At 61.1% G+C, this 14,697-nt stretch carries 13 protein-coding genes; 4 read left to right on the top strand and 9 right to left on the bottom strand.

The genetic code is table 11. From position 1 onward, the window contains the following. Nucleotides 1-9: 9 nt before the first annotated feature. The 6 genes from ggt to ACOSV0_RS25190 all read right to left on the bottom strand — a co-directional run bounded on the left by ggt (nucleotide 10) and on the right by ACOSV0_RS25190 (nucleotide 6,974). Nucleotides 10-1,743, bottom strand: coding sequence for a gamma-glutamyltransferase (gene ggt / locus ACOSV0_RS25215; protein ID WP_434114718.1), 1,734 nt, complete (start codon nucleotides 1,741-1,743; stop codon nucleotides 10-12). 232 nt (nucleotides 1,744-1,975) lie between these two features. After that, complete coding sequence (locus ACOSV0_RS25210) at nucleotides 1,976-3,379, bottom strand: MFS transporter (protein ID WP_434116132.1); 1,404 nt, start codon at nucleotides 3,377-3,379, stop codon at nucleotides 1,976-1,978. 271 nt (nucleotides 3,380-3,650) lie between these two features. Next, nucleotides 3,651-4,415 (bottom strand): NTP transferase domain-containing protein, encoded by a 765-nt coding sequence (locus ACOSV0_RS25205; RefSeq protein WP_434114716.1) that lies wholly within the window; start codon nucleotides 4,413-4,415, stop codon nucleotides 3,651-3,653. 26 nt (nucleotides 4,416-4,441) lie between these two features. After that, nucleotides 4,442-5,461 carry a flippase-like domain-containing protein gene (locus ACOSV0_RS25200; RefSeq protein WP_434114714.1) on the bottom strand — a complete coding sequence of 340 codons (1,020 nt, stop codon included), beginning with the start codon at nucleotides 5,459-5,461 and terminating at the stop codon, nucleotides 4,442-4,444. Beyond that, a complete protein-coding gene (locus ACOSV0_RS25195) occupies nucleotides 5,458-6,282 on the bottom strand; it encodes a HalD/BesD family halogenase (protein ID WP_434114713.1) in 825 nt (274 codons plus the stop codon). The genes ACOSV0_RS25200 and ACOSV0_RS25195 overlap by 4 nt, the downstream gene beginning before the upstream one ends. Next, complete coding sequence (locus ACOSV0_RS25190) at nucleotides 6,279-6,974, bottom strand: CDP-alcohol phosphatidyltransferase family protein (protein ID WP_434114711.1); 696 nt, start codon at nucleotides 6,972-6,974, stop codon at nucleotides 6,279-6,281. The genes ACOSV0_RS25195 and ACOSV0_RS25190 overlap by 4 nt, the downstream gene beginning before the upstream one ends. A 240-nt stretch (nucleotides 6,975-7,214) precedes the next feature. Between ACOSV0_RS25190 and ACOSV0_RS25185 the strand changes: the two genes are divergently transcribed. Further along, nucleotides 7,215-7,649 (top strand): hypothetical protein, encoded by a 435-nt coding sequence (locus ACOSV0_RS25185; protein ID WP_434116130.1) that lies wholly within the window; start codon nucleotides 7,215-7,217, stop codon nucleotides 7,647-7,649. A 237-nt stretch (nucleotides 7,650-7,886) separates the two neighbouring features. On the opposite strand, the gene ACOSV0_RS25180 is transcribed toward ACOSV0_RS25185, so the two are convergent. From ACOSV0_RS25180 to ACOSV0_RS25170, 3 genes are all read right to left on the bottom strand, one after another. Continuing rightward, nucleotides 7,887-8,477, bottom strand: coding sequence for a hypothetical protein (locus ACOSV0_RS25180; protein ID WP_434114709.1), 591 nt, complete (start codon nucleotides 8,475-8,477; stop codon nucleotides 7,887-7,889). A gap of 97 nt (nucleotides 8,478-8,574) precedes the next feature. Further along, nucleotides 8,575-10,530, bottom strand: a complete 1,956-nt coding sequence (locus tag ACOSV0_RS25175) for a PhoX family protein (protein WP_434114708.1) — start codon at nucleotides 10,528-10,530, stop codon at nucleotides 8,575-8,577. Nucleotides 10,531-10,721: 191 nt separating this feature from the next. Then, complete coding sequence (locus ACOSV0_RS25170) at nucleotides 10,722-11,282, bottom strand: hypothetical protein (protein ID WP_434114706.1); 561 nt, start codon at nucleotides 11,280-11,282, stop codon at nucleotides 10,722-10,724. Nucleotides 11,283-11,912: 630 nt separating this feature from the next. Between ACOSV0_RS25170 and ACOSV0_RS25165 the strand changes: the two genes are divergently transcribed. From ACOSV0_RS25165 to ACOSV0_RS25155, 3 genes are all read left to right on the top strand, one after another. Beyond that, nucleotides 11,913-13,064: a porin gene (locus ACOSV0_RS25165; protein ID WP_434114704.1), complete on the top strand. Its 1,152-nt coding sequence runs from the start codon at nucleotides 11,913-11,915 to the stop codon at nucleotides 13,062-13,064. A 294-nt stretch (nucleotides 13,065-13,358) separates the two neighbouring features. Continuing rightward, the gene (locus tag ACOSV0_RS25160; protein ID WP_434114702.1) at nucleotides 13,359-13,712 is read left to right on the top strand and encodes a sugar ABC transporter ATPase; all 354 of its coding nucleotides are present in this window, start codon (nucleotides 13,359-13,361) and stop codon (nucleotides 13,710-13,712) included. 141 nt (nucleotides 13,713-13,853) lie between these two features. Next, the gene (locus ACOSV0_RS25155; RefSeq protein WP_434114700.1) at nucleotides 13,854-14,378 is read left to right on the top strand and encodes a metal-dependent hydrolase; all 525 of its coding nucleotides are present in this window, start codon (nucleotides 13,854-13,856) and stop codon (nucleotides 14,376-14,378) included. Nucleotides 14,379-14,697: the final 319 nt, after the last annotated feature.

Here is a 14,697-nt window from a genome sequence, read left to right as displayed (position 1 = left end):
ATCAAACGTTCACTGAATCACCCGCGTGACGCCACGGCCACGCGGATCGGCTGCGGCTTCAGGCGTATCGCCATTCACCTTGATCGCCTGGATGTCGCCGCTGAAATCCTGCCCCTTCAGCACGTAGCCCTTGGCTTCGATCTGCTTGGCGAGCTCGCCGTCGATAGGCTTGTACGGCTCCCAGAAGATCGTGTTCGGCGGCAACAGTTGATGATGGAAGCGCATCGCGCCCACGGCTTCCTGCAACGGCATGTTGAAGTCGTAGATGTTGTTGATCACCTGGAAGATCGACGTGAAGATACGCGAGCCACCCGGCGTGCCGATCACGAGCGACACCTTGCCGTCCTTCGTCAGAATCGTCGGGCTCATCGACGACAACGGGCGCTTCTTCGGTTCGATCGAATTCGCGTCGCTGCCCACCACGCCGAACATGTTCGCAACGCCCGGCTTCGCGGAGAAGTCGTCCATTTCGTCGTTCAGCACGATACCCGTGCGATCGGCCACCACGCCCGAGCCGAAGTAACCGTTGATGGTGTACGTATTCGACACCGCGTTACCCCACTTGTCGATCACGGAGAAGTGCGTGGTTTCCGCTTTCTCCGGCATCGTCGTGCCCAGGCCCGGTTGCACGCTCTTCGTATCCGACGGCGTAGTCGGATTCACTTCAGCGGCACGTTTCGCGATATACGCGTCGTCGGTCAGTTGCGCGACCGGCACCTTGTAGAAGTCCGGATCGCCGAGATACTGCGCGCGATCGGCGAACACGCGCTTCTCGATTTCAGCAATCAGGTGCACGTATTGCGCGGAATTCAGCGTGACGTCCTTGAAGTCGGGCGCAATGTCGGCCTTCATCTTCAGCAACTGCACGAGACCGATACCGCCCGAGCTCGGGGGCGGCGCGGTAATCACGCGATAGCCGTTCCAGTCGGCCTGGATCGGCTGACGCCACACGGCCTTGTATTGCTGCAGATCGGCCTTCGTAATCAGGCCGTGGCCGCGCATGGACGCCGCGATCAGATCAGCCGTCTTGCCTTGGTAGAAGTCTTTCGCACCCTGATCCGAAATACGCTGCAACACCGCGGCGAGATCCGGTTGCTTGAAGTTGACGCCCTGCTTCAGATTGCCGAAGTAGGTGTCGAAGTTGGTCTTGCCGGCAAAGTCTTTCGCGGCATCGTCGCGGCGCTGCTGCAATTGCTCGCTGACTTCAAAACCATCACGCGCGTAGTGAATCGCCGGTGCGAGCACCTGCTTCCATTTGAGCTTGCCGAAGCGGCGCTGCGCCTGCCACATGCCGTCGACGGTGCCCGGCACGCCCACCGCGCGATAACCGAACAGGCTCATGCCCTTGATGACCTCGCCCTTGTCGTCGAGATACATGTTCCTGGTGGCCGCCAGCGGCGCACGCTCGCGATAGTCGAGGAAGTACGGCTTGCCGTCGACATAGAGCGTCATGAAACCGCCGCCACCGATATTGCCCGCTTCCGGATATGTCACGGCAAGCGTGAAGGCGATTGCAACGGCGGCATCGACAGCGTTGCCGCCTTCCTTGAAGATCTGCTCGGCGGCGTCGGCGCTGTACTTGTCGGCCACCGCTATGGCGGAAGCCGTGAGAACAGCCGGCTGCGCTTTCTCGGGCGCTTTGGCAAAGGCCGGAGTGGCTTCGAGCAAACCGTTTGAAACAGAGACGAGTGCGACCAGCGCAAGTCCGCTAACGGACAATTTGGCGTTGTGAAACAACTTCATTGGACATCCCCCAAGACGATTTCTTCATCTGACGAAAACGAAAGCTGCCTTGGGCTTATAACATGGCGTTCCAGGTTTTGCGAAGTTGTTGCACACATGTGGTGCATGCTGCAGCACACAAAAACGCGCCACTTCATGACCTTTAATGTCGTGAGCCGCCGCGTCCGAATTGGCATCGATCACGGTAACCGCAGCGCGCCACGAAGCGAGACGCACCGCGCGCGTTAAACACTCATGCGCGCCCGCGATTGCCGCGCGCGATCTCATCGCCGGCGCCTTGCGGCAAGCGCGCGGTTATTGGAATCGACAGGAACGAGAACAGACCGACCACCAGAAACGCCGGCCAGAAGTCGGAGAACACGATGGCCGAATGACCCTGCACGTTATGCGAGATCTGCAGCACGATGCCGGCGATCGTTACACCGAGCCCCAACGAAATCTGCTGGATCACACTCGCGACACTCGTCGCGCGGCCGACGTCGCGGCTCGGAATATCCGCATACGCCAGGGTATTCAACGAAGTGAACTGCAACGATGGAAAGAATCCGCCGAACAGCACGACACACCAGATCAACCAATGCGGCGTGCCCGGGAAGAACAAACCGTAGACCGCGATAGCCAGGCCCGCGCAGCCCGCATTGAACATGAGTACCGAGCGGAAACCGAAACGGCCGAGAATGTGCGACGCGGCCGCCTTCATGAAGAGCGAGCCGAACGCGGACGCGCAGGTGATCGACCCCGACTTGAACGCCGTCATGCCCAGGCCTTCCTGCAACGCGAGCGGCAACAGAAACGGCACGGCGCCGAGGCCGATGCGAAACAGCGAGCCGCCAATCACGCTCGCGTGAAAGCTCGGAATACGCAACAGCCGCAAATCGAGCACCGGCAACTCGACGCGGTTCGCGTACAGCACGTACATCACCAGCAGCGCCACGCCGATCGCGCACATGCTGAGCGACACCGAGTTCGAGACCAGTTCGCCGCCGACCAGCGAGAGCCCCAGCATGAACAGCGAGGCGCCGCTCGCCGACAACGCGAAGCCGGTCCAGTCGAGCCGCCCGGGATGCGCTTCGCGCACATTGGCGATGTGCTTGTTCGCAAGCCAGATGCCGAGGAGGCCAATCGGAATATTGATGAAGAAAATCAGGCGCCAGTGCAGATACGTCGTGATGAAGCCGCCGAGCGGAGGCCCGACTACCGGCCCGAGCAGCGCAGGCACGGTCAGATAGTTGACCGCGCGAATGAAGTCCGACTTCGGCACCGAGCGAAAAATGATGATGCGGCCTACCGGCACCATCATCGCGCCGCCGACCCCTTGCACGAAGCGCGCGACCACGAAGGTGCCAAGCGAAGTGGACGCCGCGCACATCAGCGAGCCGGCGATGAAGATGCCGATTGCCGTGCGAAATACCGTGCGCGAACCGAAGCGGTCGGCGACCCAGCCGCAAATCGGAATGAACACGCCGAGGCCGATGACATATGCCGTCACGGCAAGCTTGAGGGTGATGGGATCCTGGCCGAGATCGCGTGCCAGAACTGGCAGCGACGTCACGATGACCGTGCCGTCCACGTTTTCCATGAACATCGCACACGCGACGATCAGCGGAACAATGAAAGTGCCTAAAGCGAGAGGCATTGGCATGACGACGGGTTGCAAAGCCGCCGGTGTAAAGCTGCGATTATGGCATCGCATCGGCAACAGATGTTGTTAAGCGAGGTCTTTTTGTACTCGTGCCAATGGCATGCCGCGATCTGACGCCCGATGGTTGAGCGCACAACGAAGCAGAAAGGCCTACGAAAAACAGAAGTGAAAACGGGAAGAACGGCGAAGGGAAAAGTGAAGCGACGGTGAGCCGGCCCAGGGTCGGCTCACCATGCAATACAGCAGTAAAACGCAGAAAGAAAAATTAACGCGACGCGCTGACCAGCGGTTGCAGTTGCGGCAGAATCTCGGTGCTCGCGCGAGCGACGTCGTTCGGGAAGTCGATCTCGATCCACGGCGCGCCGGTCACGTCGGCGGTATCGAACACCTGGCTGCGCTCCAGCAGCAGGTCGCGCACCGCCTCTTCGTGCGGCATGTTGGCCCGGCCGCTATCCACGTAGCCCGCGACGATCTCCGCGAAACGTTGCGCGGTTTCCTGGCGGAAGCGGAAGAAGCCGACCGATTCGCCGATGGTGTCGTACTCGAGATTGACGGCGAGCTGCTTGCGCAATTCGACCGGCACGCCGTCTTTCAGGCACAGCTTGACGGGTTCGTCGCCGGCTTCGAAATCACGGTCGATCAACAGACGGTTGACCGTTTCGCCCGCCACCAGCGCGCTCAGAATACGCTCGTCGTACAGCACGTCGGCGTCCATCAGCAGCACGTCGCCGCCGCGCGTCAGCGCCTCGGCCACCGTATGCACCGTCAACACGCTGCCCAGGTCGAAACGCGGATTAAGCACGGTTTCCACCTTATGCGGCCAATTGATCCGCTCCAGTTCCGCCTGCACCGATTCCGGCTGAAAGCCGAGCGCCAGCACGACGTCGGTCACGCCGGCGGTTTCAAGCATCTGCAGATGCCGTTCGAGCAGGCTCATGCCGTCGAACTGCAACAGGCACTTCGGGAACTGTGCCTGCGGCGGTTGCTGAAGACGCAGGCCGAGGCCCGCGGCGAGGATGATGGCACGCATGCGCAGTCCTTTAAAAAATTCGGAGATTAATCGACAACCGGCACGCGCGCCGTGGCGCGCCGCCGTTGCCAGCTTCGTTCGCTGAAGTGCAAAACCAGCAGCCCCGGCAAACCCAACAGGATTTCACGTGCGCGCTTGGCGAGCGACAACGCCAGCGCCGCATCCGGCGGCAAACCCACGAGCGGCGCGAGCAGCAGATAGCCGCCTTCCTGCACGCCGAGCGAGCCCGGGATCATGAAGGCTGCGCCGCGAATCGCCTGCCCGAGGCTTTCGAGCAGGAGCGCGTCGACCCAGTCGACCGGATGGCCGAGAAAGCGCAGCGCGAGCCACACCTCGACCGTGCCGACGATCCAGCCCACCAGACTCAGTGCGAAGCTCGCCGCGACACGGCCGCGCTCGCGGTACAGCGCCTGCACGGCGGCGTCGACGGCTTCGGCGCGCGTCATGAGCGACGACCAGTCGCGCTTGCCGAATACCTTCGAGACCACCGCGAGCAGACGGCCGAACAGGCCACGCCGCTGCGCATAGTAAAAGCCCGCGATCATCGCGCCCAGTACGCCGGTGGCGATCAGCGTGGCGGTTCGCAGATCGTGAAGCGCGCCGTGCGCGGCGTAAGCGCCGAACAGCAACAGCCCGAGCAGGGCAAAGACGATTTGCGCGAGTGCCTGCGCCGTGGTGCTGACGGTGATCGCGGCCGCCGCGTCGCGCATACGCATGCCGCGCTGGGACAGTTGCCGCACCATCACCACGGGCCCGCCGATCTGGCCGGCCGGCAGCAGGCTATTCACCGATTCGCCGATCCAGCGCGCGAACAGCGCATCGCGCAGCGTCACGTCGTGATGCACGCCATCGCGCTGGCGCTGGAACAGCACTGAGATCGCGCCCGCATCGAGTACCAGCGGCACGAGGTGAAACGCCGCCACAAGCACGAGTCCCCAGCCTGCCGCGGCCAGCGCCGAGGCAACCGAGCCGAAGCCCTGCCACGCGAGCAGGCCGACAAACAGCGCCGTCCCGATCGACAGCAGAATCAGAGCCGCGCGTGTCATGCGTGGTCCTTGCTGCGCCTCGTCATCTGACGGAAGACCTGACGGAAACCGAAGTACGCGATCGCGTCCTTCATGTTCGAGATGAAGCGGCGCCACGGCCGCATGTTCGGATCGGTGACGTATTCGAAGGTAAGCGACACGCGCATTTCGTTCGCGGCAGCCGGCGTGATGCGATGGCGCAGCTTGTCGCCGTCGAAGAACACCAGACCGCCCGGCGGGATCTGTACCGAACCGGGTTGATCCGGCACATCCGGATTGCGCGTATGCAATTCGTAATCGAGACGGCACGACGATTCGTCGATCACGCCGAGCAGCAGCGTATAGCGGCGGCCGTCATAGTACGAAGTATCGTAGTGCCAGCCGATGTGATCGCCGGCGCGCGTGTAGTAATACAGCGCGTACGCGTGCGGGTCGTCGGCGGGCGAGACTTGCAGCTTGTCGCCGCTCAGCCGCTCGAGCCAGCCGATCAGTTCCTTCGAGCGATACAGCTCGGCGATGAACGGGGCGAGACGGTCGATCGTATGACGGCTGACGCTGCCGCCCTGCTTGTGGCCCGGCAGATAGTTGCGGTTCACTTCGTCGAGGAGGCCCCGCGCGCTCTGGACAAGCTGGGCGGTGACCTCGGGCGCGAGGAAATCTTCCAGATACAGGAACGCGCCCTGATCGCTGAAATCTTTGGACAGACGCGGGGTGTCGAATGTACGCGTCCGGCTCGCCACCGCACGATCGGCATTCGGCGCAGCCGACGCGGCCGGCAACGAGGCCGGCGATCGTTCAGCGGAGATTGGGGCGATCACGTCGTCTTCGGCGTGTGTGCTCATTCGCTGGCCCACATCTGGCTGGTTTCGGACCCCTTGGCGGGCGCGGCCGCCGACTGTGCGGCGCGGCGCGAAACGCGCCAGTAATCGACCACCACCCAGACGGCAAAGAGCGGCGCGCCGATCGACGCGACCACGACGAACGGCATGACGACGCTCGTCAGCGTGACGATGGGCAGCAGATACAACACGTCTTCGGTTTCGAAACCGCCAACCGACGCCTGCTTCGTGCCCGCCTTGCCCGCCATATCCTCAATGCGCATGCGCAGGAAGAAAATCAGCGCGACGGCGACGCCCGCTACGGCGCCCAGCCAGCCAGGAGAAGCTTTCAATGAGCCGACATGCGCCGTACCGACGCCCATGCCGATGAACAGCATGACGGTGACGAGTGCGTCGCAGGCCAGATCGTAAAAGTGACCGATCCGGCTCGACTTCCCGCCGATGCGCGCGAGTTCGCCGTCTGTATGGTCGACGAAGTTCGACAGCACGATCAGAAAGGCGCCCGCATTGGCCCAGGCGAAACCGCCGTGCGCGAGGCACAGCGCGCCGGCCACGCCGATCAGCAGGCGCAGCGTGGTCAGATGGTTCGGCGTGACCCAGGTATTGACGAGCGGCGTGACCAGACGGCGGGCGAGCTTCGCATCCCAAGTTCTGGGGGACGGAACGTTAGTTGAAGTTAATGGTCGCGAATTCATAACCCGGAAATATATACGGGATCGGAAAAGCGTGCTTCATTCCTTAACGTTTTCTTAAGGACCCTGGGTTGCCACTGCGGGTCGGGCGCCGCGCAAGATATGCCGAATCACGTTAAAGTGCGAATCCAGTTGCGCCTGTCACGCCAGACCGCCACGATGCGCAACGTCTTTTGGGTCGCGGCGCACTGCCGCCGCCCGTTGCGAAGACACTACATCGAACGCGGGTCGCCATTCACGTATATGAAACGCTTCTTTTCGTCTGTACTCCTTGCGCTGGTGGCCGCCGCGCTGCCGCTCGGCAGTCATGCCGCCGCCCTCGACGCACCGCTCGCCTGCAATGAGAGCGGTCATCAGTTCATTGCCGATCTCGCCCAGCAGCAGTTGATCGATCCCAAGCCGACGCGCGTCGAAAGCAACTCGATCAATGCATTTTCGCCGGCGTCCGGCGCCGACCTGACCGCATTCGGTTTTCATGTTTTCGCGGTGGTCGGCTACGAAAAGGACGACCCGATGTTTCGCGTCGGAGACGGCGAGCCGCTGGCCCGCTCGGCCTATGGCGTTGTGGTGTTTGGCAGCGAGTCCAAGGTGCAGAACGCGATTACCGAAGCCGGCAGCACGGCAATCGTCCATCGGGTGGCGCCGCTCGTGACCGCGATTTTCTGCAAGCGGAGTTGAGGCGGCGGGTGGACCCAAAGCCGGCTGGGATGGCTGATTGGGAGATAGAAGGTAGGCGCCTTACGCGTTATAATTCTTGCAGATGGATTTTTCGGGGCCCGTAAGGGCGTCTATCTGCCTCCTGGTCAAACAGGGTCCAGCCGTGCTGGTTACGTCGGGTCATACCGACCAAGCGCACCCGCGAAGTTATGAGGCCCCCACGTGGGGCCTCACCTGTTTCTGGTGCGTGATTTTCAGTCAGGAATGGTGGAGGTGCGGATCGCGGATCGGCTCGCCTCTCAATATTTTCGCGGCCATCACACGAAACCGTACGATGCTCCGCCTATTACGCGGGATTCCTGCCCTTCCCCTGCTGACGTCGCGTACGTAGGCACTCTCGATCACCAGCCGCAACGCACTCGCTCCCGCCCGGCGCAGACGAAAAAACACTTCATATTCGACCGGTTCACCGCGATGCGTGACATCTTCAATCACGAGCCAGTTCGAATGACCCGTGAAGTAGCAACGCCGCTCACCTAACTGCGCGACGATCGCGGGCAAGCGAAACGACCAATGATGCCTGTCGAAGCAGAATGCGCGAGCGACATGCCGATGATCGAGAATTTTGCGCTCATCGCCGAGCGTTTCGAAGTCCAGCGGTCCTTCGGCACTGGGACCGAACGACACGCAATGGGATGTGTATTCGACATGGACGGTCGCCATCGCGGGGGGAAACTTCGCAGAACCGGGAATCGCAAGGGGGAAAGCGCTGGCGAGCAGGTGCGACAGGCCATATCGAACGCTTGCTACGTCGATATAGCCTTGCCGCAAAAACGAGATCCAATTCATACGCCAGTTGAGGGGGAAACCGCAAATTATCGCGAGAATCCCCCTCGACGGCGCCTCAGCCGAACGGCCTATATCGTGCTCATCGCCCCGCCCGCCCCTACAGCTTGATCCCCGCCGGATCCGCCGTCAGATACCCCACCGTCGCGCCGAAGCGGTCTTTATAGTTCGCCCGCACGAGCGGATCGAGCGTCGATTGGACCTTATCGTGCAACGGACTTTCCCAATCGCCGACGTGCTGGAAGTTGCTCATCACGTAGGTCCAGCCGTTGATTTCGTCGACCGCATGCAGGCCGGTCGATTCCGCGCCCGCGGGGCACGACAACACGCGCACGAGCGTCTTCGTATCGACGTTGTAGGCCCACAGAAAGTTGTTGACGTGCATGCCGCTGTCTTCGCCGATAAAGAGCGTGCGCAGTTTCTCCGAGAATTTCAGGTTGTCCGGATTCGCGATGCGATCCGCGTTCGCCGTATTGCCGAGCGCGTCGGCGGAAGACAGATCCTCGCCGACCAACGCCGCGGGCGCGGCCATGTCCACCGGCACCCAGTCGCTGTTGATCGCGCCGCCACTGCGGTCTTGCTGGCCGCCCTTCATGTTCAGCGCGTAAACCGCGCCGGCGTTGATCGCCTTGTCGACGGCGACATCGGTCGACGCGGCATGACCGCGCACCATCGACTTCTCGATGCGCGACATCGCCGAATACAACACCTTGTCCTTGATATTGACCGTCGTGCCTTCGAGCTTGGTGAAACCCATGCTGCCGCCGGCCAAAGCCGCGTAGCGATGCGTTTCGAGGAAGGTCGCCGCCTTCGTCATGCCCGGCTTGATGCGCACCCAGTTGAAGGTGCCGTTGTAGTTGATCTTCGTATAGCTCGAATCAGCCGGGTCTTTAGTCGCGACGTCCAGAATGTCGCTCGCGCTCAACTGGTTGGCGAGCGCCTCGATTTCGTCACTGGTCGCGTGGCCCAGATTGATCCAGGAGAGCGTCGCCGCGCCCGCCCCGCTCGCCGACACCTGCGTCCACTTCGCGACATACAGCGTGCCCGCCGACAGATCGGCCTCGCGATCGGCAATGAACATGAAGAGGCCGCCGTTGGTCGCGTCGTCGCCCATCAGCACGGTGCGCTTGTCCGGCATCACCTGAATCAGCTCGTGCGAGATACGGCCGAGGCAGTAGTGCTTTTTGATCGTGCCGGTGCCGTCCGGATTGACGGTCACTTCCGGCAGATGGCCGTAGTGATAGGCCCTGGCAGTCGTTTCGTCACCGTAGAGACTGCGGCTGAAGCCCTTGAACTGGCTGTTGGTGGCGATCGTCGTGGCGTCCGGCTCGTACTCCTCGCTCGACAGATGTGTGTTCCACGGCGACAGGCTCGCGCCGCAAGTGATCCACAAGCCATGCGCCTTCGAGGTATCGACGTTGTGGTAGCCCACCAGCGTGAGCTTGCCGGTGGCCGGGTCCTGATCGAGCGTCAGCACGGCGATCGGCGACGGCAACTGGCCATACATCGACACAAGGCTCTGATCGCGAGTGGTGTATTCGAACTGCACGACGGCGAATACCGCATTGCCCTTGAGGCCCTTCACCGTGGGCTTGTCGAGACGGATCAGCGAACTGCCGTCCGGGCAGTCCGAATAGAACTGGCGCTCCTTACCCGCCACCGATTTATCGATGATCGGCTGATTGTTGATGTCGAAATAACCGCCGGCCAGGATCGTTCCGCCGTTGATGTTCGGCACCGTGTCGCCGGTGACGAAGAACGGCTGATAGGCCAGCTTGAACGTACGGCTGCTGCCGTCGCTCAGTTGCACCGAGAGGGTCGAACCGACGGTGGTTTTCGCCATCGCGGCGGGATCCGTCAGCGTCGGCGCGGCCATGCCGTTGAATGCTGCCGAGACAAACCTGGCCGCCGGTTTGAGCGGTGTCGTCAGGTCATCGCCTCCGCCCCCGCACGCGGTCAGCATCGACGCCGTCGCGAGGCCGCCTAATGGCAGCATCGGCGCACCGGCGAGTAGTTTCAGGGCCTTGCGGCGGGAAAGGTCGAACGGCTCTGCCATGTTGTCGTGATCCAGGGTTTGGGTAGCGTGGGGGGTACGCACAGCCGGCACGCACTCAGACCCAAAACCGCATGGTTCACGCTCGCGCCGCTATGACGCGAGGATTCTATGTAGCGAATGTGAAAGTATATTGACAGGCTTTAGTAATGTTAAATTCAGCTAGCCGTTAGCTGAATCCCGCCTTCGCCGATCTAGCCCGGCCGGCGGAATTCGTTTTCGACCCACGCAACGGCGCTCGCCTTGCTCAGCTTGAAGTTCGGTGCGACCTGCACCTGCGCAAGCTGTTCGCCGAATGTGTCGAGTGCCGTCAGTAGCGCGTACGGTTCGTCTTCGTCGGGGACGATGTCGAGCGTGATGTCGAGTTCGTCATTGCCGTCCGCGCTGGCCACGCGCACCTCTTTATGCAACTGGGCGCGCAGTTGCTGCTCATGGCGGCGCAGCACTTCGGATGCGGTTTTCACCAGCGTGTTGAACGCCGATGTGTCGAGCGGCTTCGGATCCTTCTTGTTGCGGCCCATCGTCCACGGGCCGACGAGCGCCGGTTCCGCTTCGCCGTCCTTGATCATGGCGACGGCCCAGCCTTCGTCGTCTTCGTTCTTGATGACGCGCGCGGTCCAGCCGTCGTCGCGCCACAGACGCGCTTCGTGCACGGTTTCGGGCTGGCTTTCGTGCAGCTCCTCGTTCATTTCGGGCGCGCCCTCCGTCGTGGAATCAGCAGCGGTGTCGGACGAAGGAAGGGGGCTATCGGTCATTACAGGTTTACTCACGTTCGCGGGGGCGGAAGCACATCTCAAGCATGCGATTCTACCCGTCCCGCACACGCCGAATGCGGCCCCCTGACGAACGGACAAGCCTGAACCAGCTCCTCGCCAGGCGAAATAGTGCATTTCGTTATTCGCGGGAACTTATAAACCGATTATAAAAAATTCGAAAAAAACGCGGCCCGGAAGCCGCGTATAAAAAGATGAAAAAGACACCCTTGGTCAAAGGGTGAAGTGAATTGTAGAGCGGTAATTCGCCAGAATAGACCACACGAATTGGAAGAGTGCGTTGCAGAAAACACAATGAATCCGGGATTGCCCGACGACGCCCGCCAATCCTTGCAAATCAAAGCCCAGCGGGGACGTCGCGATCGAGCAACACTACGGGCGGCGACAAGCCCCTGCGACAATCATTACCTAAACAGATTTTTTCTTTATTTACCCGCACTTACACAATTTCTAATCCGCTATTACGAATTAGAAAACGCATTGTTGTGCCATATGCGATTAAAGATAGGAATAGCAGGAATACACTTCGCAGCGAATCGTCAGACAGCCAGTGGAATTGGCTGTAAGCACTGGAATGCGATTCTCCTTGCACTGTCCCGGAGTTATCTGAACATGAAAAAAACCCTCATCGCAGCAGGCCTCATGGGCGCGTTCGCCATCACCGCCCACGCACAAAGCAGCGTCACGTTGTACGGCACACTGGACGCCGGTCTCGTCTACTCGAACAACCAGGGCGGCCACAGCAACTGGCAACAAGGTAGCGGTTCGGTGTCGAACACCTACTTCGGCCTGCGTGGCAGCGAAGACCTTGGCGGCGGTCTGCATGCCATCTTCACCTTGGAAAACGGCTTCAACCTGAACAACGGCCAGGACTCGGAAAACGGCACGATGTTCAATCGTCAGGCGTTCGTCGGCCTTAAGAGCGATCAGTACGGCGCGCTGACGCTCGGCCGCCAATATGACTCCGTGGTCGATTACCTGGCGCCGCTGTCCGAAGCGGGTGCGGGCTACGGCAACAATCTCGCCGCTCACCCGTTCGACAACGACAATCTGGACAACTCGTTCTCGATCAAGAACGCCGTGAAGTACACGAGCGCGAACTACGCCGGCCTCAAATTCGGCGGCCTGTACGGCTTCAGCAACTCGGCCGGCCAGTTCTCGAACAATCGCGCATGGAGCGCCGGTGCTTCGTACGACAACGGCCCGTTGAGCGTTGCCGCGGCTTACCTGCAACTGAACAAGTCGGGCAGCTCCAACCTGGACGGCGCGGTTTCGCAAGGCGACGGCACCGCCGCGGTCGCGGCGAATCTGCAACGCACGTTTGGCGCGGGCATCAACTACACGTACGGTCCGGCAACAGTCGGCTTCGTGTACACGCATACGCAACTGGACGGCATCACGGGGGTGGACGTCGGCGGCGTCACGCTGCCGGGCGTGGCGGGCACGAACCTGCATCTGGACAACTACGAGTTGAACGGCAAATATGCACTGACGCCGGCCCTGAGCCTCGCGGCTTCGTACACGTTCACCGACGGCAAGATGTCGGGTTCGAACGGCTCAGGCGATCCGAAGTGGCACACCGTCTCGCTGCAAGGCGACTACTCGCTGAGCAAGCGTACCGACGTGTACGTGGAAGGCGTGTACCAGCACGCATCGGGCGAACTCGGCAACTTCGGCGCGAACGTGGCGTCGATCAACACGCTGGCGCCGTCGTCGACCGGCAATCAAATTGCCGCCGCTGTCGGCCTGCGTCACCGCTTCTAAGTTTCTCCGATGGCAGGTGCGGAGCGGCGTATCGGTCCGCTCTGCAACCGAACCCGCGCGTGACACGATCACGCGCGGGTTTTTTCATGAGCCTTACGTTCTTACGTTTCGACGTAGCCATAGTGACGGCGCAAGCGCGCGGTAGGTATACTGAGTCCGGCTGCCTTCCTCGCCGCAACCTCGTTGCGATTGAACGGCAGCTTCGTCGCGAAGCATGGCGTTGCGTTCACGCGCGTCGCGCTTCGCCCGCGCCCCAAGTTCCCGTGTACGACCGGGGACGCCGACGACCGGACCATGAAAAGACTTCTCCTGCTTGCTCCCGCTGCTGCCGTCACCGCTTTTCTCGCTGCCTGCGGTTCTTCCAGCGGCCCCGCCCGCGATGCGTCCCAGCCGATGATCTACGTGTCTTCGCAGCGCACTCCCACCGATATTTCCGATTGCCTCGAAAGCAAGCTGTCACGCGTGCGGATGTCGCGCGTAGGTGCCGCGACTGAGATCGCCGTCGGCTCGGATTCGAACACCTCCTATTTCGTCACGCTGACGCCGTCCAACGCCGGTTCGATCATCAAGGTGATGCATCCCGCGAGTGCGCCGGACGATCCACCGGAACCGGAAATGCGTGTCGATATTGCACGCTGCGCGACCTGAGTTTCCGGTCACACGACTGCGTTGTTGAAGGCCACGCCGATGCGCGAATTTTTATGTCGCGTGTCGGCTATTTTTTTATCTGCTCATCTGCGAATATGACCGCCCTTTGGCTTTTTGCGGCGTGCAGCGTTGTGAGTTTCGATGGCATCTAATAAAGCACATCATGCGACCGGGTTTGCGGCCGGTGTTATCGCGGCGGCGATTGTCGCTCGCATCGGCGGCGGCGGTTCGTTTCATATCGGCGTGCTGTTGAGTTTCATCGCCGGGGTGGCGGGAAGTACGGCGCCGGATTGGCTGGAGGTGGCGTGGTGGTCACGTGCGCGAAGGTTGTGGATTACGCATCGCACGTTGACGCATTGGGGGGTGGGTTGGCTCGCTTTGCTCGCGGGTTCTTATCATTGGCTCGGGCATTCTGTTTATGCTGCGCCGGTGTTTGGGTTTGCTTGTGGTGGGGTGATGCATTTGCTGGCCGATTGGCCGAATCCGCTTGGGGTGCCTTGGGTTGCCGGGCGGCACTCTCTTAATCTTTGGAATAGTGGGCATTGTGATTTGATTGTTGTTGGGGGGGCTTGGGTGGCTGCGTGGTTTGTTGGGGCGCATGTGTGGATGCATGGGGTGCATGCGGTGCATGGGGTTTCGGTTTTGAGGTTTTTGAAGGTGGGGTAGGAGGTTGCTGTTTTTTGCCTGTTCGGCGGTTGTTGTTCTGTTGTTCTGTTGTTCTGTTGTTCTGTTGTTCTGTTGTTCTGTTGTTCTGTTTATCTGTGGTGTTGGTTTTTTCCTGGTCTGGCTTCTTTTGTCTTTGGCCTTTTCTTGAATTCTTATTGGTTTATTAGCGTCGCCCCTGTGCGGGGCAGGCACCTACTTTTCTTTGCCTGCCGCAAAGAAAAGTAGGCAAAAGAAAGCGGCTCACACCGCTAGCTTATAAGTGGGTCCCTCGCGCCGTTGCGGTAGTGGTGCATCTGGAATCTGTGCTCTCGCACACTCC

Source organism: Paraburkholderia caffeinilytica (genome assembly GCF_051027425.1).
GTDB lineage: Bacteria > Pseudomonadota > Gammaproteobacteria > Burkholderiales > Burkholderiaceae > Paraburkholderia > Paraburkholderia caffeinilytica_A.
This window is presented reverse-complemented; position numbering and strand designations above follow the sequence as displayed.

Coding starts and splice junctions, on each gene's coding strand:
- ggt (WP_434114718.1), bottom strand. CDS start 1,743: ATGAAGTTGTTTCACAACGCCAAATTGTCCGTTAGCGGACTTGCGCTG.
- ACOSV0_RS25210 (WP_434116132.1), bottom strand. CDS start 3,379: ATGCCTCTCGCTTTAGGCACTTTCATTGTTCCGCTGATCGTCGCGTGT.
- ACOSV0_RS25205 (WP_434114716.1), bottom strand. CDS start 4,415: ATGCGTGCCATCATCCTCGCCGCGGGCCTCGGCCTGCGTCTTCAGCAA.
- ACOSV0_RS25200 (WP_434114714.1), bottom strand. CDS start 5,461: ATGACACGCGCGGCTCTGATTCTGCTGTCGATCGGGACGGCGCTGTTT.
- ACOSV0_RS25195 (WP_434114713.1), bottom strand. CDS start 6,282: ATGAGCACACACGCCGAAGACGACGTGATCGCCCCAATCTCCGCTGAA.
- ACOSV0_RS25190 (WP_434114711.1), bottom strand. CDS start 6,974: ATGAATTCGCGACCATTAACTTCAACTAACGTTCCGTCCCCCAGAACT.
- ACOSV0_RS25185 (WP_434116130.1), top strand. CDS start 7,215: ATGAAACGCTTCTTTTCGTCTGTACTCCTTGCGCTGGTGGCCGCCGCG.
- ACOSV0_RS25180 (WP_434114709.1), bottom strand. CDS start 8,477: ATGAATTGGATCTCGTTTTTGCGGCAAGGCTATATCGACGTAGCAAGC.
- ACOSV0_RS25175 (WP_434114708.1), bottom strand. CDS start 10,530: ATGGCAGAGCCGTTCGACCTTTCCCGCCGCAAGGCCCTGAAACTACTC.
- ACOSV0_RS25170 (WP_434114706.1), bottom strand. CDS start 11,282: ATGACCGATAGCCCCCTTCCTTCGTCCGACACCGCTGCTGATTCCACG.
- ACOSV0_RS25165 (WP_434114704.1), top strand. CDS start 11,913: ATGAAAAAAACCCTCATCGCAGCAGGCCTCATGGGCGCGTTCGCCATC.
- ACOSV0_RS25160 (WP_434114702.1), top strand. CDS start 13,359: ATGAAAAGACTTCTCCTGCTTGCTCCCGCTGCTGCCGTCACCGCTTTT.
- ACOSV0_RS25155 (WP_434114700.1), top strand. CDS start 13,854: ATGGCATCTAATAAAGCACATCATGCGACCGGGTTTGCGGCCGGTGTT.